Source organism: Winogradskyella forsetii (genome assembly GCF_013394595.1).
In the GTDB taxonomy this organism is placed as follows: Bacteria; Bacteroidota; Bacteroidia; order Flavobacteriales; family Flavobacteriaceae; genus Winogradskyella; species Winogradskyella forsetii.
Window position 1 is genome coordinate 1,602,744 of the sequence record NZ_CP053348.1, and the last position, 23,424, is coordinate 1,626,167.

The window sequence follows — 23,424 nt, forward strand, 5'->3', positions numbered from 1 at the left end:
TTATGGTCAATTATAACGGAACACTTCTTTCTGATTCAGATTCTAACCTCACCATTCAAAATAGAGGCTACAAATATGGTGACGCCCTTTTTGAAACCTTAAAAGTCGTTAATGGAACTATATTCTTTTGGGAAGACCATTACTTTAGGCTTATGGCTTCAATGCGAATTCTTAGAATGGATATTCCCATGAATTTTACTATGGAATTCCTAGAGTCCGAAATTTTAAAAACTTTAGACGCTAACCAATTATTGCAAGCTTCCGCTCGTGTAAGACTGAATGTCGATAGAGGTGAAGGAGGCAAATATTTACCTTCAGAAGAAGCTAAAGTGCAATTCAATATCAGTGCAGAAGCACAGCACAACCCTTTTTACACCATTGATACCAATGCGAAGTGCACCGTAGATTTATACAAGGATTATTTTATGGCGCCAGGATTATTATCTGGATTAAAGTCCAATAGCAAAACCATACAAGTCATTGGTAGTATTTATGCCCAAGAAAATGATTTTGACAATTGCTTGGTTTTAAACACCAATAAAAGTGTCATTGAAGCTTTAAACGGCAATTTATTCTTGGTAAAAGGTGATACCATAAAGACACCACCTTTAGAAGATGGTTGTCTTAAAGGGGTAATGCGCAAGCAAATTCTAGAATTGTTATCGAAAGACGTTAATGTCACAGTAGAAGAAGCGTCCATCAGTCCATTTGAACTTCAAAAAGCAGATGAGTTATTTATAACCAATGTTATAAAAGGCATCGTGCCAATAACTAAATATCGTAAAAAGGAATATGGAAGTGAATTTGCCCAGCGCCTTGTTACCAAGTTAAACGCCAAATTGAGACTTATATAGGCTATTAATTATAACTAGGATTTTCAGGAGCATTGGACCAAATACTATAATCGCCACCAAGTTCCAACATTTTTTCGCGCCAAAAGGTCACACAGGATTTAGAAATAATTTCTTTTGAATATATATTTTCAGATACCAACCAAGCGTTAGATTTCAGTTCAGTATCCAATTGCTGTTCGTCCCAACCGGAATAGCCTAAAAAGAAACGAATATCTTCGCTGGAAATTTTTTCTTCATTAATAAGATCTAGCACTACCGTAAAATCGCCTCCCCAAAATATACCATTGGAAATTTCTATGCTATCTGGAATTAATTCTGGTGATTTATGAATAAAATAAAGATTATCCTGTTCTACCGGTCCACCATTGTATACAGGAAACTCAGATTCTGTATCTTCAATAAGATCTTTAAGATTGTAATCTAAAGGCTTGTTTAAAATAAACCCAACCGAACCTAAATCGTTATGATCTGCTAAAAGTATCACTGCACGATTAAATGAAATATCACCGATAATAGATGGCTCTGCAATTAATAAATTGCCTTTTTCGGGCTTGTTCATTTTGCTTATTAATTTTAACGGTTGATTAAATCTATGTTTTTTTTGTTTAAAAAGCAACTAATTCCCTCAAAATTAGAACAAAAAAAAACCTGCTCAAGGAGCAGGTTCTGTATTTCAAACAAAAAATGTCTTAGTTTACAGCATTACTTAAGTCAGAACCTGCCTTAAATTTTACTACATTTTTAGCTTTGATTTTTATAGTCTTTCCAGTTTGTGGGTTTCTTCCGTCTCTTGCAGCTCTTCTAGAAACTGACCAAGATCCAAATCCTACTAAAGAAACTCTGTTTCCTTTTTGTAAAGATCCTTCGATGTCAACTAATAATGAATCTAATGCTTTTTTAGCAGCTGCTTTTGTGATTCCAGCATTCTCTGCCATTCCGTTGATTAAATCTGTTTTGTTCATAAATGTTTATTTTAATTGTTAAAAATTCGGTTTTAAAAAAGTAGTTCTTTAAAATCCGTACACAAAATTATTAGGAATATTAAGCTACACAAGTAATAGCAAGGGAAATACGGGTTTTTGTTGATAACTTATAGCATTTGTTAATAAAGGCTATGCATTTTAACGGTTTTTTTACAAAACCAATGGTTATAAGGGTTTACAGCAGTTTTGCCGATTCTGAAAAATCGAAGCCATTTAAAAGAGACTTTACATCCATTTTTCGCTTTCCAGGTAATTGAATTTCTAGGATATTTATATAACCACCTTCACAGGCCACTTTTAACTCATTTTTGGTGGTCATTAATTTGCCATCATCGTAATCATGGTCTTCTTTAATTTTTTCGACACCATAAATTTTTATTGATACCTGAGTTTCTTCATTATTATCTAAATAACACCAAGCTGCTGGAAACGGATTTAAACCTCTAATCTTATTGTATATGGTATCGATGGGTTGCGACCAATCAATTTTACAATTATCACGATTGAGCTTGTAGGCTGTTTTTAAATCTTCGTTTTGTGGCTGAATTGTAGTCGTTACGGAATCGTTTTCAATCTGTTGCGCCGTTTTTATAACCAAATTGCTTCCTAGAGTCATTAAATCATCATGCAATTCGCCAACCGTTGTAGAATTTTCTATTTGGGTTTCTTCACTTTTAATGATGACTCCCGTATCAATTTTTTCATCTATAAAAAAGGTCGTCACACCTGTTTTGGTTTCGCCATTTATAATGGCCCAATGAATAGGTGCGGCACCTCTATATTGCGGCAATAATGACGCATGAAGATTAAAAGTACCATATTCGGGCATTTGCCAAACTACCTTTGGTAACATCCGAAACGCTACGATGATTTGTAAATTGGCATGCAAGGCTTTTAGTTCTTCAATAAAAGATTCTGCTTTTAGGTTTTTGGGTTGCAAGATCTTCAAATTGTGTTCTAAGGTAAATTCTTTTACAGCGGAAGCCCTTAGTTTTTGCCCTCTTCCTGCAGGTCTGTCTGGTGCTGTGATGACGCCAACTACGTTATATTTATGGTCAATGAGCGCTTTTAATGTGGCAACCGCAAAATCTGGAGTGCCCATAAAAACAATGCGTAAGTTACGTTTTGTTGTCATATAAGGTATAAGTATTAGCTGAAGTTAGTTTTATTTTTCTTAGTTCAATTAATTCGGAAAGACTTTCTAGAAGTAACTTCTCCGAACATTTGATCTGTAGTAATAGTTGTCGCGAAGATAAAGGACCGGTTTCTAAAATTTTTATAATTTGAATCGAAATAGTTTTGGTTGACGCCTTATCAATTTTTGAAGCTTTAGCTAAACAAACGGAACATTTACCACAGGTTTTGTTGGTTTTTTCTCCGAAATAGCGAAGAAGCTGTTGACTTCTACAAACCGAATCATTTTGAATATAGTGCAATACAGATTCAATTTGTTGATGTTTTAAAGTGTGCTGTTGTTCTATCGTTTTAGCAATTGGGTTAATGGTAAGGTCATCTTCACGAGGTTTTAAAAACGTAATTTCAGAATCGGTATTGGCCATTTGAAGACTGATCACTTCATCTTTTTCTAACCGTTGTAATTGTTCAATCACTTGTTTTTCTGAAAGATTGGCTTTCTTAATAATCAAACTAAGGTTTACTTTAGTTTCATAATCAAAAATACCTCCATAGGTTCTAAGCAACACTTTTACTAAAATATTCAGATCCAGATGTGTTTCTAAATACCGAAATAAAACGGCATTCGTAGTTACAAATTGAATCTTAGTCCTGAAATTAAAATGCTGTGTCAGCGTGATAATCGCATTTCGGTCTAATAATAATAGAGCATTGTATGTTATACTTGCACTTAATTTATAGTGATTGCAAAAAGATTTAAAATCGAATTGATGCATAGTGTTTTCACCTTCACCATAAGAAACTTGAAAATAATTACTCAGCTTATTATAGACTGTTTTTACGAATGCCACAGAAGGTAAGGTGCTTAAAAACTGACCTCGCAAGTGATCTTCATCTATATGTTGTTTTAGAATAACAGCATGTGCCAATTTTCCATCTCTTCCAGCTCTTCCAGCTTCTTGATAATAACTTTCCAAGCTTTCGGGTAGATTGAAATGGATCACGGTTCTTACATTTGCCTTATCAATTCCCATTCCAAAGGCCGTGGTTGCCACTATAATCTCTATCTGTCCATTGGTCCACTGGTACAAACGTTCTTGCTTTTCTTTATTAGTAATGCCACCATGATAATAGGTGGATGAAAACCCTTTGGCATTCAGAAAATTATTGATATCCGTCGTTGCCCTTCTGTTTCTAACATATATTATAGACGAACCAGAATGCATTTTCAGTAGATGCTCGAGTTGAAATAATTTATCGTCGGTATGAATCACATGATATGCGATGTTTGGTCTTGCAAAAGAGGCCTTGAATATTTTTGGATTGATAAAATCGAGATTTTCAACGATATCATCAACCACATTATGTTTCGCCGTTGCTGTCAGTGCAATACAATTCACATGAGGATGCATCTGTCTTAAAACTGCAATGTTGTTATACGCGGGTCTAAAATCATTTCCCCATTGACTGATACAATGGGCTTCATCAACGGCAATTAAATTCACTTTCATTTGTTGAATCCGCTCTTGTACCAAAGTTTGTTGTAAGCGTTCTGGCGAGAGGTATAGAAACTTATAGTTGCCGTAAATACAATTGTCTAATTGTGTGTCTAAATCCTTGTAGGACATACCAGAAGTTAAGGCAATGGCTTTAATACCTTTTTCTTTTAAGGTATTCACTTGGTCTTTCATCAAGGCAATCAAAGGCGAAATAACAATACAAATCCCATCTTGTATCAACGCAGGAATTTGAAAACAAACCGATTTTCCACCTCCAGTTGGAAGTAGTGCAAAGGTATCCTCTTGGTTTAGTACCGAAGTGATAATCTCTTCTTGCAACGGTCTAAATGACGTGTGATGCCAATACCGTTCTAAAACTTCTATAGGATGCATTACTGCAAATTTAAGGACTCTAGAATAAAATCTGCCCTATTTTCAACACTACCAAAAGGAACATCGACTAAATTATAGCCAAATCGCTTATAAGTGTTCAGTAAATGTTGATGGATTTCAATAGCTTCTTCAAAATTTTCATAACGTTCACTATCACTTGTAAAAATCTCTTGCCAAGGTGCTAAAATGAGGATATTATCATATTTATGGGTGTTGCAGGCTTCAACAAAATGGTCTGGGTAGGTGTCGCCAATATAATCCATATAGGCTAAAACATCGGGAATGCCTCTGTCTAGAAAAACAACGGATTCTGACTCCTGTTCAGCCGCTTTAAATTGTTGCGTTCTGCCTTCCAACAGTTTTTTACTAAACAATAAAGGTTCGGTTAAAAAAAGTTGCTCAATACCATCTTTTCTAGCTTGTAGCGTAATTTGTCGTGAGATTTCATCATAGCAAACAAAACCACGTTTTTTCAACTCATTAATGATGGTAGTTTTTCCGGTGCCTGGACCACCTGCGATAACGACTTTTTTTGGATTCAAATTGGGTTAATTTTTGATGTAAAATTCGTGATAAAAAATTAAACCAAAAAATATGAAGTAAAATGTATCTTTGTAGCTGAAAAAAAATACTATGGACAGTTCTAAAAAAACAGAAGAGTTTTACGAAAAACTAAAATCGCAATTATACGATACAGCCCTTTGGCCATCGGAATATTTATACAAATTCATTGTACTTTCAGAAGGCTCTGGTGTCAAGGATATAGAAGATCTTTTTAACGACCTTGGCGCTGTTATTACCACAAACGAATCTAAAAACGGAAAATACACCAGTGTGTCCATAAACGTTAGGTTGAAAAACCCTGAAGAAGTAATCGTCAAATATAAGGAGGTCGCTAAAAATGTTGAAGGTGTAATTTCTTTATAAATTTCGTTTAAGCTTCATAATTTTTTGTATTTTGCAACAAAACCTAAAAAGACTACGGGTTTAATTTATACACTACACATTTTTATTATACAATTTTGATTGACGATTTAGAATACAACACAGAACGCGAGCATTTAATTATACCGGAATATGGACGTCATCTGCAAAAGATGATTAATTATGCTAAGACTCGCGAAACAAAAGAGGAACGCAATAAAGTAGCCAAAGCGGTTATTTCCGTCATGGGAAATCTACAACCGCATCTTAGGGATGTGCCAGATTTTCAGCACAAACTATGGGATCAGTTGTTCATTATGTCAAATTTTGAAATCGATGTGGACGCCCCTTATGGCGAACCGTCGAAAGAAGAAATACAAGCACGACCAGAACCTTTAAAATATCCTCAAAACCATCCGAAATACCGTTTTTATGGTAATAACATAAAGACCATGATTGATGTTGCTGTAAGTTGGGAAGATGGAGAATTAAAGGAAGCTTTAATTTATACGATTGCCAACCATATGAAAAAGTGTTTCCTTAATTGGAATAAAGATACGGTTGAGGATGATGTTATTTACAATCATTTGTATGAGCTTTCTGATGGAAATATAAATTTGAAGAATACCGACGAAGATCTTACGGATGCTACAAGTTTAATGCGTACGAAGTCTAAATATGGCGGTAAAAGCAATTCCAATAAAAAGAGCAATAACTCTAGCAAGAAGAAATATTCTAATAACAGAAAACGTTACTAAAACGTATGAGTACATTTATTATTGAAGGTGGTCACCGACTAAAGGGTAAGATTCAGCCACAAGGCGCCAAAAACGAAGCTTTGCAAATTTTATGTGCCGTTCTCTTAACTGCTGAAGAAGTACAAATAGATAACATTCCAGATATTATTGATGTCAATAAGCTCATTGCATTACTAAAAAAGCTAGGCGTTAAAATCAATAAATTAGGCAAAGGTTCTTACACCTTTAAAGCAGACGATCTCAATCTTGGTTATTTAGAATCGGCAGAATTCAAAGAAGATGGCAAAGGACTTAGAGGTTCAATCATGATTGTTGGGCCGTTATTGGCACGTTTCGGTAAAGGATACATTCCAAAACCAGGAGGTGATAAAATTGGTCGTCGTCGTTTAGATACACACTTTGAAGGCTTTATTAATCTTGGGGCTAAATTTCGCTATAATAGGGAAGAATTATTTTATGGCGTAGAAGCGAAAAAGCTCAAAGGGACTTACATGCTTTTGGATGAGGCTTCCGTTACAGGAACGGCAAACATTGTTATGGCTGCTGTTTTAGCTGAAGGAAAAACGACGATCTACAATGCTGCTTGTGAACCTTATTTACAGCAATTGTGTAAAATGCTAAATCGCATGGGCGCAAAAATTTCTGGTGTTGGTTCTAATTTGTTAACCATTGAAGGTGTGGATTCCCTTGGAGGAACAGAACACAGGATGCTTCCAGATATGATTGAAATTGGTAGCTGGATTGGCTTGGCGGCAATGACAAAAAGTGAATTGACCATTACCAATGTGAGTTGGGATGATTTAGGCCAGATCCCAAACGTCTTCAGAAAAATAGGAATTACGGTTGAGCGTCAAGGCGATGATATCCATATTCCAGCGCATACAGATGGTTATGAAGTGCAAAGCTTTATTGATGGTTCTATTTTAACCATTGCAGATGCACCTTGGCCAGGGTTTACGCCAGATTTATTAAGTATTATTCTTACGGTTTTAACCCAAGCAAGAGGAAGTGCGATTGTGCATCAAAAGATGTTTGAAAGCCGTTTGTTTTTTGTTGATAAATTGATTGATATGGGAGCGAAGATTATTCTTTGTGACCCTCATAGAGCAACTGTCATTGGTCATGATTTTAAATCGACATTAAAAGCAACGACCATGACCTCTCCAGATATTAGAGCAGGTGTTTCTTTGTTAATTGCGGCGTTATCCGCAAAAGGGACATCAACCATTCATAATATTGAGCAAATTGATAGAGGCTACGAAAATATAGCCGAACGTTTAAGAGCGATTGGTGCAAAGATTGAACGTGTGCATGGGAATTAAGAGTTAATACTAAATTCGAAATTACAAGAAAACCTCATTTTTAATGGGGTTTTTTAGTTCAGTTATTTATATATAGTACCGTTTGGTACAAATGCTATATTGAATTTATGGTGCAACTAATCGATATAAAAGATGATTATGTCTTATTGATTTTGGGTTACATGTAATTAATTGTATCATTAATATAACAGATGTGAAATTTTAGCATCATGAACCCTATTTTCCCTCTAAAACCTTATTTACTACTTTGTCTGTTTTTGACGAGCCAGATGATTACTGCGCAATTGAGTGATTTTAATTTTTCGGTAATGACAACTGATGAGTCCTGCACTGGAAATGGTTCTATTTCTATGGCTGTTTCAGGAACTACAGCCAATGCATCAATCACTTACCTCCTTTTTTTATATCCAGATACGGCTACCCCAATAGCCCAAACTTCAGCAGCTAGCTTTACCAATTTAGAAAGTGGAACCTATTTGGTGCAGGCCATACAAACCTTAGGTGAATTACAAAACTCTCAAAGTGCCGATGCTACGATTAATGATGTCATTTCTGTTTTAGATTTTGAAGTCGGTCAAGGGTTTTCTGGTAATTGTAATGAGATTGACCTTATCGTAACCGTTTTATCAGGAAATGCACAGTCCTTTGAAATAATTTCAGGTCCTATAACGGTTCCATTACAAACCAATAGTAATTTTAGTGGTCTTCCCCAAGGGACTTATATAATTCGCGTTTTCGACGATTGTGGTAACGCCTTAACTAAAACTTATACGTTACTGCTTGGTAATGATACATTTACGGTTTCTGCCGTTGAACAACCTAATATTCTTAACAGTTGCGAAGAGACTACAATAAACCATATAATAACTGCTATTGGAGGAACAGGATTGTCTTATCCACTAACTGTAAATTATACCATAAGTCTGTTGGATGGAAGTGAGTCCACAAGCTTTAGTCAAACCTATCAAAACGGACCAGAAACCCAAATTGAATTATCTGAAACAGTAGCAAATTACAACGATCAGGTCTTTAGAATTGAAATTGAGGTGCAAGATGATTGTGGTAATATTGTGAATAATTCAACAGTCATAGATCCTAACCCTCAAGTTAGTATAACACCTACACCTAATGTTTGTGGTAGCGATTTAATTGTAATAGCGACTAATTTAGTACTGCCTTACACACTAGAGTTTCTTGAAGCTCCTAGTGAGTTTGACCAATCAGATTATAATGATAATGAAGGGGTTTATACGGATTTTGTAATTGTATTTGAACAAGAAGATTTGGGTGTGCCTTATGGCACCTACACGGTTAGAGTTGTTGACGCCTGCAATAGAATTGCCCAATCTACATATGAGCTAATTGAGGAACCAAAAGAACCTAATATAGCTTCATCAAATGGCGGTTGTGATCCTCTTTTTGGTGAGCTGTTTGTAAGTATTCCCGATAGAGAAATTGTATCCGCTATATTCACAGAAGCTCCAATAGATTACTCAAATGAAATACCTCACGATATCTCTGATTTTATTTCAGCTAATGGTTCCTTAGAACTAAATGAGCTTCTCAAGGGCACCTACATTTTGGAAATTACAGACAATTGTGGGGCAGTATATATTGAAGAAATAGTAATCCCTGAACTTGCGGATTTGCCGATTAACGTTGTAACATCACCTAGTTGTATCTCTCAGGCAGGCAGTCTAAGAATTGATGGCGCTTATGGCGAAATTACTTCCGTTTTTATTACCGAAGCACCTGCTGCATTTTCTCAAATAGTGCCTTTTGATTACAGTTTCGCTATTTCACCGGAAGGCTTTTTCTATGTAGATGATATTCCGGCAGGAAATTATAGTGTAGAGTTTACGGACTCTTGTGGAAATGAATTTACGTTTAATGAAATCATAGAAAGCTACAATTACAGCAATGAAGCCATTTATAATTTACACTTAAATTGTGGGTCATTTGATTTAAGTATTTTAGATGATGATAGTTCAGTTGCCAATCGATCCTATTGGTTTCAAAAGTACTATCCAGATAGTGATAGTTGGGGGCATCCTGCTACAGGTGTACTCTACACTGAAGGTGAGTTACCGAATACTTCAAATTCTATTTCTATTGAAAACGGTGAGACCCTCCTCAATATTTTCTTTACAGGAGCCTTTAGGCTAATCAAGGCATTTCAATCTTTTAATACCCCTAATACTGATGAATATTGCTTTGATTTCTTTGCCGAATTTGAAGTAGGTTCGAATTTAGTAATACAGGATGTGTTTAATCTTAATTGCGATGGTGGCTCGGGACCGTCTGATATTTTAGTGGATGTGAGCGGTGTTCCGCCTTATAATTTTTCTATTGTATCGCCTATAGTTATCGATAATGAAGAAAATAATATTTTCACTGATTTAACTCCTGGTTTATATGAAATTAGGGTAGAGGACGTGTGTGGAAGCATTGAAACCATTATGGTTAATACATTAGACTTGGTTCCAGTAGTGAACATTTTTACTCCGACAGATTTAGTAATTTGTAATGAAGGGATGGCTAACCAAGCCGTTTTCGACCTATCACAGCAAAATGCTCAAGTGTTGGGAAATCAAAATCCTGACAATTTAACCATTACCTATCATTTGAATCAAAGTGATGCGGATTCTGGTAATAATCCTATTTCAGAAACCTATCAAAACATTATAAATCCACAGACGATTTATGTTCGAATGATTCATAACACTTTAGATATTTGTTATGAAATAGCTTCATTTCAGCTTGTAGTTGGATCGACCCCTCAGTTGGGACCAGATGAATTTATTACGATTTGTGATGACGAATCTTTGTTACTTTCGGCAGATTCAGGGTATTCCCGTTATCTATGGTCATCAGGTGAAACCACTCGAAGTATAGTGGTTGATACCTCTGGCATATATGCTGTAACAGTTTCAAATGACTATGGTGGTTTTTCCTGTGAGGCTACAAAGACCTATACTGTTGATGGTTCTGGTATTGCCAATATTGATTCCATTGTAACAGAAGATTTTACAGCTAATAGTAATGCTATTGCTATCAATGTGTCAGGTGTTGGTGAGTATGAATATTCTTTAGATGGTATAAATTATCAGCCCGAAAGTTTATTTGCTAATTTGGAAGCTGGAGATTATACTGTTTTTGTAAGAGATATTAATGGTTGTGGCGTTACAACAGAAACTATTTCACTGCTCAATTACAGAAGATTTTTTACACCTAATGGAGACGATGTTAATGAATATTGGCAAATTTCAGGGTCTCAATTTGAACCCGATTTACTAGTGTATATTTTTAATCGGTACGGAAAGTTGTTGACTAGTTTTTATGGTGACCAAATAGGTTGGGACGGTCGTTATAATGGCGAACTAATGCCTACAAGTGATTATTGGTTTGTGGTAAAACGAAATAATGGAAAAACTTATACAGGGCATTTTACTCTAAAGCGATAGTAGTTTGCTTAAAGTCAGAAAAACAAATGATAATTTATAGTCTAATTTTTTAGGGTAAAATGAGATTTGAATACTTTGTTTTCTTCATAGTAAACTATAAACCAATAATCGCTTGTTGGTAGTTTACGTGAATTTAAAGTACCATCCCATTGCTCTGTATTCTTTAGTTTCGTAATTAGCTTTCCATAGCGGTTAAAGATTTCAATGGTTATAGGTTGCTGCGTTTCAATTCCCCAAAAATCATTTTTGCCATCATCGTTAGGTGTGAAAAATTTGGGATATTGCCATAGCGATATTAATTCTGAAATTTCATAACAAGCATTACTATCCTTTATCTTAACGAGGACTTCATTAGCATTTAAGGACACATATTCTGGGCTGTTTTGAAAAGGTAATCCATTAAAACTGTAAACATAAGAGCCACTACCTCCTGTAGTTTCTATCATCAAACTTTGGTTTGCATTAAAATCTTCTCCGACTTCATAGGTAATTGAAAGCGGTTCTAATACTGTAACTGAAAAATTGAATTCTTGCGTACAACCTTCAGTATATGGTGTCGCAATTGCAGTGTACTCGCCAGGATTAATTACCGCTAGTTCTGATAAGGTATTAGGTAGAGGTTGATTGTCTAAAAACCATTCAAATGAAAAATCATTAGTAATTAAATCTGTATTTAGAGTAGTGGGTAGGTAAATACTACCATTTTCCGATTTGCAAATATATAAATCTATAGCACTTGTTATTTTAGGTTGAATCTCTATGTTAAGTGTCAGTGGAGCAGAGCACTCACTAGAGCTTGGAGTGAACGTATAGGACGCACTGGTTTGGTTATTAATATTACTAGGTGACCAACTACCAGAAATTCCATTGTTGGAAGTACTTGGTAAATTAGGAACGGGTTCTCCTTCACAAAACGTAGTTTGAAATGAAAACATGGGTATGTCATTTGCGAGCACCGTAAGCTGTAATATTAATAGTAACGCGCATTGATCAGAATCTGGAGTGAACACATAGGTGCCATTAGATTGGTTATTTATACTATTTGGAGACCAAGAACCGGATATACCATTATCTGAAACTAGGGGTAAGCTAGGAGGAGTTTCACCTTGGCAAATTGAAATAGGTATTGAAAATGAAGGATCAATATTAGGCAAAATAGTAATGTCCACAGAAACTGGCAATGCACAGTCACCTGCATCAGGTGTAAAAAAATAAGTGTCACTAACTTGATTATTTATAGAAACTGAAGACCAACTACCAGAAATTCCATTGTCGGAAGTACTTGGTAAATTAGGAACGGATTCTCCTTCGCAAAAGGTGGTTTGAAATGAAAACATGGGTAAGTCATTGGCGAGAACCGTAAGCTGTAATGTTAATAGTAACGCGCATTGATCAGAATCTGGAGTGAACACATAGGTGCCATTAGATTGATTATTTATACTATTTGGAGACCAAGAACCAGATATACCATTATCTGAAACTAGGGGTAAGCTAGGAGGAGTTTCACCTTGGCAAATTGAAATAGGTATTGAAAATGAAGGATTAATATTAGGCAAAATAGTAATGTCCACAGAAACTGGCAATGCACAGTCACCTGAATCAGGTGTAAAAAAATAAGTATCGCTAACTTGATTATTTATAGAAACTGAAGACCAACTGCCAGAAATTCCATTATCGGAAGTACTTGGTAAATTAGGAACGGATTCTCCTTCACAAAACGTAGTTTGAAATGAAAATATAGGTGAGTTATTTGGTAAGACTGTAACCTCTAACGTTAAGGGTAATGCGCATTGATCAGAATCTGGAGTGAACACATAGATGCCATTAGATTGGTTGTCAATATTATTTGGTGACCAATTTCCAGATATATTATTATCAGATATTACAGGTAGATTAGGAACAGATGAATTTTCGCAATACGTATTTGGAATTGTAAATATTGGTATAATATCACTATCATTTTGCAACGTTATAGTCAGCGAGTCTTCATTGTTATTCTCATTGCTTTCAGAAAAATTAGAGGTATCTGGACCATTATTATCTACTATAACGGTCAATGTAAATACGTCAGGTATGCTTATAGGAATGTCCAAAGTGGTTTGTAAATTTAAAACTCCGTCAATGGCAATAGGAGTTAAGGTATTTACCGTTTGTATTAGTGTGTTGTTGGCATAAAATGATACTGGCACATTTGCCGGTAACATGGCATTGCTATTTACATTTTGAATTGTATAATCAACTAATAAATTTCTATCATTACAAATCTCTTGTCCAGAAACTTGGATGAGTTGAGCTGTGGCATCAGGTAATTCTGATTGAATAGAAGTGACAAGGGTTTGCATGAAATGAAGCCAGTTTGCATTTACTGAAAAACTCGCTTCCGTATCTCCAACGGCAATAAAAGATGAAATATCGAAAGTGTCAATATCTTGATTCCAATTAGAGGTGCTACCTGTAAATCCATTGGTACTATTAAAAGAATCGTTTGCAGGGTTTAAATCATTACTTAATATATTTCCGTTAAAAAATACCGAGTCTTCAAATGGGGTAGTAGGGTAACCATTAAGTGTAACATAGGTAAGTTCTGCATTTTGAGTATCAATAACATTTAAGTTATCTATAATGATAGGGTCTATGCCAATACTAAAAAAAGCGTTAATCATAAAAATACCATCATAGATATTTAATTGCACATTCGGTAAAGTCATTTGTTCATAAATCACAACAATGTGCCATCCACCATTATAAATACGAGACCCACAGTAAGGCGTGATAATTGAATTTAAATCAAGATCTGAAAATAAATAGTCCCCATTCGCTGTCGTTTGTACTTGTGTTGTAACATCAGTAAAGGAATTAAAATAAGAGAGTTCAACAACGTCAACTGAATTACCAACCCAAGTTTCACTAGCTTGGTAATTTATACCATTTAATTTTACTATAGGATTTGTAGTACCATCTCCAATGCCTCCCCAATAAAGATAGGCTGCAACAATATTTTGATCAGGTGATAAAGTTAATGTTGCACTCGATTGTGTAAGCATTTGGCAAGGAGGTGCAGGATTTTGTCTATTGTTAAATTCGTTAAGCGTGTTTCCTACAATAGTGTAGCCATATTTGCCATTAAATTGGGTTCGTAATGTTAGCGGAGTGTCAGCTTGCCCTAATAATAAATTACTAAAAACGAAGAGTATTAATAATGTCAATAGTTGTCTCATTCGGTATTTAATAGGTGACTCTTAAAGATAGGACAATAAGTGATATGCTCAAAGCTTTAAAGCTAATACATCATGTGCAGACTACAATTAATAATAGATTAATAGGAAAAGCTACCAAGTACTAATCAGGGCTTTTAAAATTGTTTATTGAAATGGCTCTGATATTTAAAACTTTGTTTGTCTTATAATGAGAGGCGTTATCAATTCTATAGTAAGCAGACTTAAATATTTTTAAAACCTACTGTTAATTCTAATTCAGTGCAGATTTATAAGTTTCCAAACAGCGTTCTCGTGCTTCCTTATGGTCAACCATTTTTTCTGGATAAGCATCAGTTCCATATTCTGAAACCCATTTTTTGATGTATTTTTTGTCTTTATCGAATTTATCAATCTGTGTTGTGGGATTAAAAATCCTAAAATAAGGCGCTGCATCGACACCACAACCGGCAACCCATTGCCAATTGCCAACATTACTCGACATTTCATAATCATGAAGTTTTTCTGCAAAGTAAGCTTCTCCCCATCTCCAGTCTATCAAGAGATGTTTACATAGAAAACTACCCACAAGCATGCGCACTCTGTTGTGCATAAATCCAGATTCATTGAGTTGACGCATTCCAGCATCTACTAAAGGATAACCGGTTTTGCCCTCGCACCATTTTTTAAATTCGTCTTCATTGTTTCGCCATTCAATTCTGTCATATTTTGATTTAAAGGCTTTATCTGGAGTCTCTGGAAAGTGCCAAAGGATAGCCATAAAAAATTCGCGCCAAATCAATTCTTGCCAAAAAATCTCGTTCTTTTCAGCTATGGCTTTTTTCATCATTTTCCGAACACTGACCGTTCCAAAGCGCAGATGTGGTCCTAATCTCGACGTTGTATCTTTAGCCGGGAAATTTCGGGTGTCTTCATAATTTTGAATCAAAGTTGGTGTCACTTCGTAAGGTGCGATTTCTTGACGCGATTTTACAAAGCCAATATCTGATAGGCTTAAATTAGATAACCGACTGTGTTCAATTAAATTATCTAAATAGGAATTGGTATAAAATATTTCTAAATCAACGTTCTTGAAATTCTCTTTCCAAGTGCGCATATAGGGCGTGTAAACTAAGTAAGGGTCTCCATCTTTTTTTACGACTTCGCTCTTTTCAAAAATGACTTGATCCTTAAAAGTTTTGAATTGGATATTATTCTTTTGTAAAAGTGATTTTATTTGGTTGTCCCGTTCTTTAGCATAAGGTTCGTAATCGTGATTGGTAAAAACGGTTTCAATGTCGTAATCTTTGATTAATTGCTGGTAAACAGTTTCCGGTTTTCCTTGAAATATAGCAATACTACTATCATGTTCGTCTTGTAATGTTTGCCTCATCGTTTGAAGCGTTTCATGAATAAAAGTCACGCGAGCATCATCCTTTGGTAGGCTTTCTAATATTTCAGTATCGAATATAAAAATAGGCATCACCGGAAAATCGCCTTTAAGCGCTTCAACAAAACCAAGGTTATCATCTAATCTTAAATCTCTTCTGAACCAGAATATATTTATTTTTTTAGTCATTGATAATTTTAATTTTATAACATTAACCGTAATTGGTATACTTTATTTTAATTCCCCTTTGTACTACGGACATTTCCCCTAATGGGAAAAGTTGACGGTAGTCAATTTATGGATTTCGTTTATTCAGTGGTTATTCTGACAACTTAATAATAAAAATAACTTTTTACCCATCATATTTCCCAAATAACTCTTCCAACTTCTCAGTTCTGTAATTAAAGATTTCTTCTAATTTTGGTTTTACTAAAATAGGGTGGACGAGTTGCCCTAAAAATCCCATGGGAACTTTATAGTCTATAATATCTTCCATTTCTATACCACCTTTAATTTCCTTTATAAAATGTTTATGGTGCCAAAGAGCGTAAGGTCCAAAACGTTGCTCATCTACAAAATATTCTTGGTCCTTGACATGAGTTATTTCTGTAACCCATTTTGTTTTGATACCCAAAACAGGCGTGACGATATATTGTATAATTTGCCCAGGAAACATCGGTCTATCTGCACCAGAGAGAATGTTGAAACCCATATAATCTGGTGTTATCGTTTTTAAGTTGGCAGGATTTGAGAGAAATTCCCAAGCCTGTTCAACTGACATAGGCAAATTTTGCTTTTTATGTAGTGTATAAATTTTCATGTACGTATTATCAATTTAGAATAAAGTCAATGGTTGAGAGTTGAGCGTAGTTAAAGCTAATTATTAAAAACAATATAACCGTTCAGCGATGTAGCAATACAAAGCCAGATGATATAGGGAAGGAGTAAATATTTTAAACTATGGAGTTTGTCATGTCTAAAAGTGATAAAGAAATAGATTATGACCAAGGTTAGTAAGATGATATTTACGAATCCCCAAGTTATGAAGTGTTGATTAAAAAATAGGAAGTTCCAACATACATTCAACAAAACGGCAATAGCATAAACGAACATGACAAATTTCGAATTTCGGACGGAGAACAAATAGGTCAAATAGATTGAAAAACAAAACATTATAACTGTCCAAGCGGCACCAAAAACCCAACCTGGCGGTGTCCATGGCGCTTTATTTAAGTTGTTGTACCAGTCGCTAGCAACAGCATCTCCCATAAACCAGTTTCCTAACGCAAGTCCACCAAAATTGATAATTAGGAACAGTATGAACAGATAGATTTTTTTCAACTTACTGCTCTTTTAATTTTTCAATTTTATCTATTACTAATTGTGCTTCTGCATATTTTTTATCACTTTCGGCTCTATTAGTAGAGGAAAGCTTATGCCAATCTGCCATTAATTTGTCGTACTTCTTTTGAAGTTTTTCTAATTCTGAGGGTTTTTTAAACAGTCCAAACATAGTTTTCTATTCTAGGTATTTAGTAATTCTTGAGCTTGTAGGACTTGTAATAGAGTAGTAGTAATTTAAAAATTCCCCATTTTCGTCTATTAAGTACTTCTGGAAATTCCACTTTACTTTAGAATCTTGCTTACCATTTATATATTCCTTTGTCAGCCAAGAATATAAGGGATGTTGATTTTCTCCCTTCACTTCAATTTTCTCGGTGATTAAAAAATTTACACCGTAATTCTTCTCGCAAAATTGTTGAATTTCTTCTGAGCTACCTGGCTCTTGCGAACCAAACTGATTACATGGTACTCCTAAAATTGCGAGTTGATCTTTGTAATCGTCTTGCAACGACTGCAAATCTCTATACTGCGGTGTAAATCCACATTTAGAAGCGACATTGACGATAAGTAATTTTTTGCCTTTAAATTGATGTAAATCTATAGGTTCTCCAGATAAACTATTGATTTGAATATCATAAAATGGTATTGTTGCTTTGTTCTTCACATCTTTGTCTGTTACATTAATAGTACTGATAAAGGCTTTAAATGGATTCATCTTTACAATTTGAAACTCACAATACCACAATCCATTTCAAATATTTGACCAGATAGAGAAGCTGCTTTTTCTGACAATAAAAAAGCGGCCATATCAGCAACTTCTTGAGGTTGTAAATATTTTTTAAGTGGGTGGCGCTCATTCATATTTTCGATCATGCGCTCATTACGCAATAACTTTGAAGCCAATTCGGTATCAGTTACCGTAGGTGCAATAGCATTGACTCTTATCGTTGGAGCCAATTCTGCACCAAGTGATTTTGTTAAACCTTCAATAGCTGATTTTGAAGCTGCCACACTTGCATGATAGGGCATACCAAGTTTGGCTGCAACGGTACTAAACAAAACAATTGATGGTTTATTACCATTTTTTAACGCTTTCAAATACTGTTGTATGGCCTTAACGGCTCCAATAACATTAATCTCAAAGTCGTTTTTAAAATCGTCAACACTTAATCGGTCAATCGGTTTTAAGTTGATGCTTCCAGGGCAATATACTAAACCATCTGCCTCATCAATATCTGGTAATTCGTCAGTGGTAATATCACAACTAAAATGTTTTAATTTAGGATGTGATTCTTCCGGTGCCGTTCTGCTTATATTGATAATCTCATCATAAGAAGAAAGCAAAGTTTCAACAATAGCTTTGCCAATACCTTTGCTTCCTCCAATAACTATTAATCTACTCATATAAATTTATGATGCTGTTAAAGGACGTCCTTTTAAACGCTTTTCGATTTTTTGCTTAATCGCCGTCAAACGCTTCATTAAATCCATAAGTTTTGAATCTTTCTTTTCCTTGTAAAGTTCATTGACCTCTAGTATAATATCCTTAGCTTCTCTAGCTGCCAAAATTCTATCACTCGTTGTTTTAAATGAAAACTTTCTGTTTTCAAATTCTATAGCTTTTTCTATTGTCCCCATAGTTTAATTATTTATATAGTTTTGTAATTCTACAATTTTTGAAGCATTATTAAATTCGCCTCCATAATATGTGGTTACTGTTGCAGAAGTATCGTCTTGCACACCTCTAGATGAAACACACAAGTGCTTGGCATCTATAATTACAGCAACATCTTCGGTTTCTAAAACCGTTTTAAGTTCGTTAGCAATCTGATTGGTTAAACGTTCCTGTACTTGCGGACGTTTAGCGTAATATTGAACTATTCGGTTTAACTTTGAAAGTCCAATAACTTTACCAGATGATTTATAAGCCACATGCGCTCTTCCTATAATAGGCACAAAATGATGCTCACAATTGGAATAGAAAGTTATATTTTTTTCTACTAACATCTGATTATATTGATATTTATTTTCGAACAAGGCCACTTTTGGTTTGTTTTTTGGGTCTAAGCCCGAAAATATTTCTTCAATATACATTTTTGCAACACGGTCTGGCGTGCCACTTAAAGAATCATCATTTAAATCAAGACCAATAACATCCATTATTTCTGAAAAAAGTAACGCAATGCGTTTTTTCTTTTCCTCATTTGTCATTTTGAAAGCATCTGCTTTCATCGGTGTATCTAAATTTGTGAATAAATGATCGTCTCCAATATCTTCAGCACTAAAGCCGTTTAAATTGTGACCATTTTTTTTGGAAATAGTTTCTGTAGTCATAGAATCTTTTTAATGTGCTGTCTCTAAGTACTCCAAGCTTAAATCAAAGCACGAGTTAACGTTTTGAAATAGAGTTATTAGTTATTGTTCTTTGTCGTGAGCATTTAAATCTGCCTTTGTCAAATGTTCTTTTCTTTTGGTGTTTAGTAGCTCTTCCTTGCACACGTGCTCTCCATAATCTGAAGCTACTTGGTTTTAATTCTCTTCGCATTACATTAATCACGTCTTGCTCTTTCAAACCAAATTGAAATGTAATGGCCTCAAAAGGTGTGCGATCTTCCCATGCCATTTCTATAATACGATCAGTTTCTCGTTCTCCCATATTCATATCAGATCTTGAGGCATTGCATACTGCATATCATATTTTACTTTTTCGTTCAAAAGCTTATCAAAGAATTTTTTGTTCTCTTTAAATGTCTTACTATTTCTAAACCGAACAAACCGACCTTGTGCATGGATACTAGAACCATTTGTTTTATAAATTACCAATTGATAGTAAGGAATAACCCACGTAAAATTCTTTAAACCTTTATTTATCATTACAAGAATCCCATTTGGTCGCATCTCTATATTTGCATAATTTACATCTGAAACTTTGTTCATCATCGATTTCATATTCGGGCTTACATCATCAATAATCATGCGTTTAGAGCCTACGCCTCTTAATTTCAATTTCTGTACCAAACTAAAGGAACTGCCAATTATGTCTTGTATAATTTGCTCGTGTTTAGGGTCGTGGTATGTAGTTTCTAATAACATAGTTACTCAAAGTTACAAAACGTTTAATCTTTAACACAGAAAGTTAAACAAATTTAACAGATAATTAGGATTGGCAAGTTTTACCCAACAATGCTGTATTTTTATTCGTCTTTAAGTAAGCGATTTCGTTCACTTATAGTATGTCGTTTTAGAATCCTAAAACTTTCACGTCGTACGTCCGGATCGTCTTTCATATTCCATAAAATGTCACTAGCCCTTTTTCGGTTTACTTTAATATCTACTATGGGTTCTGGGTAATCTTCACCCAGTTTGAAATTATAGAACGCCTGTTCCATTTCTGTCATTAGATAAGGTTCGTGCACAAATAAGGTATCGAGTTTGTCAAGTTCTGGTACCCATTTTTTGATAAAAACGGCATCAGGATCGTACTTCAAACTATTCACTGTGGGATTGTAGATCCTAAGATTGTTGATGCCTGTTTCTCCTGCTTGCATTTGCAACTGCGGAAAATGTATACCTGGCTCAAAATCCAAAAATTGTTGAGAAAGGTGTGTTGTTGCATCCTGCCAAGGTTGCCAAAGAATATGGGTGAAAAAAGAAGCCAACATGGCGCGCATCCTAAAATTGACATAACCAGTTTGAACAAGGCATCGCATACTCGCATCCACTAAAGGAAATCCGGTTAAACCTTCTTTCCATGCTTTTTGGTAGCTTTCTGAAATTGTTTTTTTAAGCTTGTGATAGCCTTTATTTACACTTGCTTCTTCCATGGTATGTTCCATTTCAAACTTCTGAATAAAATGGGCTTGCCAACGTAAACGCGATTTAAATGCGGCAATGTGGCGTTTGTCCTTAGCATTTGTTTTCAATTCTTTGGCTTTTTGAAAGACTTGCCTAATCGATAGATTTCCCCACGCGATGTAAGGCGAAATACGACTGCAACTCTGTCTTGATGCTTCTGGTTTGGAAATATTGAGCATGTAATTTTCATGCCGACTTTGAAAAAAGGTGTTGGCATATTTCCATCCTGTCGAGCTACCGCCTTTTTGAAAAATTGTATTTGCTGGCGTTTCTAAATTGGCAACTTTAAAAACGCTTTCCAGGCTTTCAATAGCTTTATGATCCAACAATTGGTTTTCATTAGGTTCAAAAACTTCAATAGCGCTATTCATATAGGTTTCCCAGTTTTCAAACCACTGATCTCTGTTTTTTAAACCACGTCGCACACCATTGTTTTCGCTTTCTATCCAATCGATAAAATTATTTCTGCAATAACGTTTGAATTCTTTGTCTCTATTGTAGGTTACCAATAAACCTGTTTCCATATGAGAAAACACTGCGTCTATGCTATAAAATTCTTGTATTTGGTTAAATGCGCTGGTAACATCGCTGACGACAGCTAAAATTTTTGTATTGTATGTTTCTAATTGTGCGTTAAGGTCGCATATGGATTCTTTGATGAAATTAAAATGACGCGTGCTGTAATGTTCGTCATTGAGTAGGATATGTTCAAAAACATAGAGTAGAAGGGTAGGTTTGTCGGTTTTTAGAGCGTTGGAAATCGCTTCATTATCCTGAAGTCTTAAATCACGTTTTAACCAAACTACATTAATGTGTTCTCTATTGCTCATCCTCTAAATTTTCAAAAAATGCTCTTGCCTTCTCAAAGTGCTTTTCTTTAGTTGCTGTGTCCATCTTGTCAAATGTTCCTATGAGCATCCCTAATCTTGGATTGCTCAAAAAGAAATCTCTATGCTTATCCATAAATGTCCAGAACAAACCATCCCATACAGGTTGCCAATCCCCTTTTTTATAGTCGCTCATTTTCATAATGTAATTGCTACTACTTAAATAAGGCTTTGTGGACATTAATCCACCATCCGCAAACAGGCTCATACCATATACATTTGGTACCATAACCCAATCGTAAGCGTCAATGAATAGCTCCATAAACCATTGGTAAACCTCGTCTGGATCGAATTCACACAACACCATAAAATTCCCTAATAGCATTAAGCGTTCAATATGGTGGGCGTAACCCGTTTTCAATACTTTTTTAATGACATCGTCAATAGGTTGAATTCCTGTAGAGCCCTTATAAAATGAATTTGGAATTTTACGCTTGAATCCCCAAAAATTTCTATTGCGTTCTTCAGTGCCTTTGACTTCGTAAACACCACGTATAAACTCTCGCCATCCCATTATTTGCCTAACAAAGCCTTCGGTGGAGTTAACGGGAATGTCATTTGCTTTGGCATACTCAATTGCTTGTTGTATAACGTCTTCCGGTTGAAGCAAACCAACATTGATCAAAGGCGACAAAACGCTGTGGTTAAGTATATGTTCTTGACGTACAATGGCATCTTCATAGATTCCAAATTCATGGAATCTGATATCTAAAAATTGTTGAAACCAAGCTTCTGAAGTCTCAAAGTCAATGGGATAAAGTGCGAACTCCGTTAACTGACCGTAATGATTTTTGAAATGATTATTCACATAAGTTTCCGCTTCTTTATGATAGTTGGTCTTATCTGGAAACTGAATGTTTGGTGGTGTTTTGTCTTTCGGGTATTTTTTTCTGTTTTCTGAATCGTAAGTCCATTTCCCACCTTCAGGCTCCTTCGCAACCATCAGAATATCACGTTTTTTTCGTTGCTCTTTATAAAATGAGGTTTGAAAGAATTTCTTTTTATTAGGCTTAAAGAATGAACTTAAGTCTTTCTTTGTATTAATGAATAATGGATTTTCATACCATTCAATTGTTATTTCTTTAGCAACTGAGTTAATATGTTTTTCGAGCCAATTGTCTGTTGGATCCGTGATATGAAGTGTTTCAATTCCATCTTCAATAAGTTTTGGAATTAATTCTCTAACATCTGATCGCTTTTCGGTCGCTTCAATATAGTGAACGGTTCTATCTTTTGATTTTAAATACGCTTCATAGCATTTCATGGTAGCCCGATGAAATGCTATTTTTTGTTTGTGGAATTTATAATGTTTAAAAAATAGAAATTCCTCAACCAAATAAATAGCGCAGTCTGTATCTAAAATCGCTGCGTTCTTAAATAGTTGATGAGGGAAAATTATTATAATTTCTTTGTCTTTCAATTT

At 35.0% G+C, this 23,424-nt stretch carries 23 protein-coding genes; 5 read left to right on the forward strand and 18 right to left on the reverse strand.

Annotated features, from left to right (window positions below):
- The first annotated feature begins 2 nt into the window (after nt 1-2).
- Nucleotides 3-854, forward strand: coding sequence for an aminotransferase class IV (locus HM987_RS06980; protein WP_179006475.1), 852 nt, complete (start codon nt 3-5; stop codon nt 852-854).
- 4 nt (nt 855-858) lie between these two features.
- Here HM987_RS06980 and HM987_RS06985 read toward each other — a convergent pair whose 3' ends face one another.
- From HM987_RS06985 to HM987_RS07005, 5 genes are all read right to left on the reverse strand, one after another.
- Nucleotides 859-1,413: a YqgE/AlgH family protein gene (locus HM987_RS06985; RefSeq protein WP_179006477.1), complete on the reverse strand. Its 555-nt coding sequence runs from the start codon at nt 1,411-1,413 to the stop codon at nt 859-861.
- Nucleotides 1,414-1,543: 130 nt separating this feature from the next.
- Entirely contained in the window at nt 1,544-1,816 is a 273-nt protein-coding gene (locus HM987_RS06990) for an HU family DNA-binding protein (protein ID WP_179006479.1), read from the reverse strand.
- A gap of 196 nt (nt 1,817-2,012) precedes the next feature.
- Complete coding sequence (gene fmt / locus HM987_RS06995) at nt 2,013-2,972, reverse strand: methionyl-tRNA formyltransferase (RefSeq protein WP_179006481.1); 960 nt, start codon at nt 2,970-2,972, stop codon at nt 2,013-2,015.
- Nucleotides 2,956-4,863, reverse strand: coding sequence for a RecQ family ATP-dependent DNA helicase (locus HM987_RS07000; RefSeq protein ID WP_179006483.1), 1,908 nt, complete (start codon nt 4,861-4,863; stop codon nt 2,956-2,958). Before HM987_RS07000 ends, fmt begins: the two co-directional genes overlap by 17 nt.
- Nucleotides 4,863-5,405 (reverse strand): AAA family ATPase, encoded by a 543-nt coding sequence (locus HM987_RS07005; RefSeq protein WP_179006485.1) that lies wholly within the window; start codon nt 5,403-5,405, stop codon nt 4,863-4,865. Before HM987_RS07005 ends, HM987_RS07000 begins: the two co-directional genes overlap by 1 nt.
- Before the next feature lie 91 nt (nt 5,406-5,496).
- On the opposite strand from HM987_RS07005, the gene HM987_RS07010 reads away from it, so the two are divergent.
- The 4 genes from HM987_RS07010 to HM987_RS07025 all read left to right on the forward strand — a co-directional run bounded on the left by HM987_RS07010 (nt 5,497) and on the right by HM987_RS07025 (nt 11,331).
- The gene (locus HM987_RS07010; RefSeq protein ID WP_179006487.1) at nt 5,497-5,790 is read left to right on the forward strand and encodes a DUF493 family protein; all 294 of its coding nucleotides are present in this window, start codon (nt 5,497-5,499) and stop codon (nt 5,788-5,790) included.
- A gap of 95 nt (nt 5,791-5,885) precedes the next feature.
- On the forward strand, nt 5,886-6,545 hold the full coding sequence (locus HM987_RS07015) for a DUF4290 domain-containing protein (RefSeq protein WP_179006489.1): 660 nt from the start codon (nt 5,886-5,888) through the stop codon (nt 6,543-6,545).
- A 5-nt stretch (nt 6,546-6,550) separates the two neighbouring features.
- The gene (murA, locus tag HM987_RS07020) at nt 6,551-7,867 is read left to right on the forward strand and encodes a UDP-N-acetylglucosamine 1-carboxyvinyltransferase (protein WP_179006491.1); all 1,317 of its coding nucleotides are present in this window, start codon (nt 6,551-6,553) and stop codon (nt 7,865-7,867) included.
- A 209-nt stretch (nt 7,868-8,076) separates the two neighbouring features.
- Nucleotides 8,077-11,331 carry a T9SS type B sorting domain-containing protein gene (locus tag HM987_RS07025; RefSeq protein ID WP_179006493.1) on the forward strand — a complete coding sequence of 1,085 codons (3,255 nt, stop codon included), beginning with the start codon at nt 8,077-8,079 and terminating at the stop codon, nt 11,329-11,331.
- Between the two features lie 41 nt (nt 11,332-11,372).
- Here HM987_RS07025 and HM987_RS07030 read toward each other — a convergent pair whose 3' ends face one another.
- The 13 genes from HM987_RS07030 to HM987_RS07090 all read right to left on the reverse strand — a co-directional run bounded on the left by HM987_RS07030 (nt 11,373) and on the right by HM987_RS07090 (nt 23,421).
- Entirely contained in the window at nt 11,373-14,549 is a 3,177-nt protein-coding gene (locus HM987_RS07030; RefSeq protein ID WP_179006495.1) for a T9SS type B sorting domain-containing protein, read from the reverse strand.
- Nucleotides 14,550-14,799: 250 nt separating this feature from the next.
- Complete coding sequence (locus HM987_RS07035; protein ID WP_179006497.1) at nt 14,800-16,104, reverse strand: cryptochrome/photolyase family protein; 1,305 nt, start codon at nt 16,102-16,104, stop codon at nt 14,800-14,802.
- A 163-nt stretch (nt 16,105-16,267) separates the two neighbouring features.
- Nucleotides 16,268-16,735 (reverse strand): SRPBCC family protein, encoded by a 468-nt coding sequence (locus HM987_RS07040; RefSeq protein ID WP_179006499.1) that lies wholly within the window; start codon nt 16,733-16,735, stop codon nt 16,268-16,270.
- A 56-nt stretch (nt 16,736-16,791) separates the two neighbouring features.
- Nucleotides 16,792-17,256 (reverse strand): TspO/MBR family protein, encoded by a 465-nt coding sequence (locus HM987_RS07045; protein ID WP_179006501.1) that lies wholly within the window; start codon nt 17,254-17,256, stop codon nt 16,792-16,794.
- Nucleotide 17,257: 1 nt separating this feature from the next.
- Nucleotides 17,258-17,428 (reverse strand): Lacal_2735 family protein, encoded by a 171-nt coding sequence (locus HM987_RS07050; protein ID WP_179006503.1) that lies wholly within the window; start codon nt 17,426-17,428, stop codon nt 17,258-17,260.
- A 6-nt stretch (nt 17,429-17,434) separates the two neighbouring features.
- Nucleotides 17,435-17,974, reverse strand: coding sequence for a glutathione peroxidase (locus HM987_RS07055; protein WP_179006505.1), 540 nt, complete (start codon nt 17,972-17,974; stop codon nt 17,435-17,437).
- Between the two features lie 2 nt (nt 17,975-17,976).
- Nucleotides 17,977-18,663, reverse strand: a complete 687-nt coding sequence (locus HM987_RS07060; protein ID WP_179006507.1) for an SDR family NAD(P)-dependent oxidoreductase — start codon at nt 18,661-18,663, stop codon at nt 17,977-17,979.
- A gap of 6 nt (nt 18,664-18,669) precedes the next feature.
- Nucleotides 18,670-18,897 (reverse strand): hypothetical protein, encoded by a 228-nt coding sequence (locus tag HM987_RS07065; RefSeq protein WP_179006509.1) that lies wholly within the window; start codon nt 18,895-18,897, stop codon nt 18,670-18,672.
- A 3-nt stretch (nt 18,898-18,900) separates the two neighbouring features.
- A complete protein-coding gene (folE, locus tag HM987_RS07070; RefSeq protein WP_179006511.1) occupies nt 18,901-19,593 on the reverse strand; it encodes a GTP cyclohydrolase I FolE in 693 nt (230 codons plus the stop codon).
- Nucleotides 19,594-19,648: 55 nt separating this feature from the next.
- Complete coding sequence (locus HM987_RS07075; RefSeq protein ID WP_370622841.1) at nt 19,649-19,915, reverse strand: TIGR03643 family protein; 267 nt, start codon at nt 19,913-19,915, stop codon at nt 19,649-19,651.
- Between the two features lie 2 nt (nt 19,916-19,917).
- Nucleotides 19,918-20,352, reverse strand: coding sequence for a hypothetical protein (locus tag HM987_RS07080; RefSeq protein WP_179006515.1), 435 nt, complete (start codon nt 20,350-20,352; stop codon nt 19,918-19,920).
- A gap of 101 nt (nt 20,353-20,453) precedes the next feature.
- Nucleotides 20,454-21,944, reverse strand: a complete 1,491-nt coding sequence (locus HM987_RS07085) for a cryptochrome/deoxyribodipyrimidine photo-lyase family protein (RefSeq protein WP_179006517.1) — start codon at nt 21,942-21,944, stop codon at nt 20,454-20,456.
- On the reverse strand, nt 21,934-23,421 hold the full coding sequence (locus HM987_RS07090) for a cryptochrome/photolyase family protein (RefSeq protein ID WP_179006519.1): 1,488 nt from the start codon (nt 23,419-23,421) through the stop codon (nt 21,934-21,936). Before HM987_RS07090 ends, HM987_RS07085 begins: the two co-directional genes overlap by 11 nt.
- Nucleotides 23,422-23,424 lie beyond the last annotated feature (3 nt).

Coding starts and splice junctions, on each gene's coding strand:
- HM987_RS07035 (WP_179006497.1), bottom strand. CDS start 16,104: ATGACTAAAAAAATAAATATATTCTGGTTCAGAAGAGATTTAAGATTA.
- HM987_RS06980 (WP_179006475.1), top strand. CDS start 3: ATGGTCAATTATAACGGAACACTTCTTTCTGATTCAGATTCTAACCTC.
- HM987_RS06990 (WP_179006479.1), bottom strand. CDS start 1,816: ATGAACAAAACAGATTTAATCAACGGAATGGCAGAGAATGCTGGAATC.
- HM987_RS07010 (WP_179006487.1), top strand. CDS start 5,497: ATGGACAGTTCTAAAAAAACAGAAGAGTTTTACGAAAAACTAAAATCG.
- HM987_RS07050 (WP_179006503.1), bottom strand. CDS start 17,428: ATGTTTGGACTGTTTAAAAAACCCTCAGAATTAGAAAAACTTCAAAAG.
- HM987_RS07085 (WP_179006517.1), bottom strand. CDS start 21,944: ATGAGCAATAGAGAACACATTAATGTAGTTTGGTTAAAACGTGATTTA.
- HM987_RS07065 (WP_179006509.1), bottom strand. CDS start 18,897: ATGGGGACAATAGAAAAAGCTATAGAATTTGAAAACAGAAAGTTTTCA.
- HM987_RS07025 (WP_179006493.1), top strand. CDS start 8,077: ATGAACCCTATTTTCCCTCTAAAACCTTATTTACTACTTTGTCTGTTT.
- fmt (WP_179006481.1), bottom strand. CDS start 2,972: ATGACAACAAAACGTAACTTACGCATTGTTTTTATGGGCACTCCAGAT.
- HM987_RS07075 (WP_370622841.1), bottom strand. CDS start 19,915: ATGGGAGAACGAGAAACTGATCGTATTATAGAAATGGCATGGGAAGAT.
- HM987_RS07040 (WP_179006499.1), bottom strand. CDS start 16,735: ATGAAAATTTATACACTACATAAAAAGCAAAATTTGCCTATGTCAGTT.
- murA (WP_179006491.1), top strand. CDS start 6,551: ATGAGTACATTTATTATTGAAGGTGGTCACCGACTAAAGGGTAAGATT.
- HM987_RS07060 (WP_179006507.1), bottom strand. CDS start 18,663: ATGAGTAGATTAATAGTTATTGGAGGAAGCAAAGGTATTGGCAAAGCT.
- HM987_RS06985 (WP_179006477.1), bottom strand. CDS start 1,413: ATGAACAAGCCCGAAAAAGGCAATTTATTAATTGCAGAGCCATCTATT.
- HM987_RS07055 (WP_179006505.1), bottom strand. CDS start 17,974: ATGAATCCATTTAAAGCCTTTATCAGTACTATTAATGTAACAGACAAA.
- folE (WP_179006511.1), bottom strand. CDS start 19,593: ATGACTACAGAAACTATTTCCAAAAAAAATGGTCACAATTTAAACGGC.
- HM987_RS07000 (WP_179006483.1), bottom strand. CDS start 4,863: ATGCATCCTATAGAAGTTTTAGAACGGTATTGGCATCACACGTCATTT.
- HM987_RS07030 (WP_179006495.1), bottom strand. CDS start 14,549: ATGAGACAACTATTGACATTATTAATACTCTTCGTTTTTAGTAATTTA.
- HM987_RS07080 (WP_179006515.1), bottom strand. CDS start 20,352: ATGTTATTAGAAACTACATACCACGACCCTAAACACGAGCAAATTATA.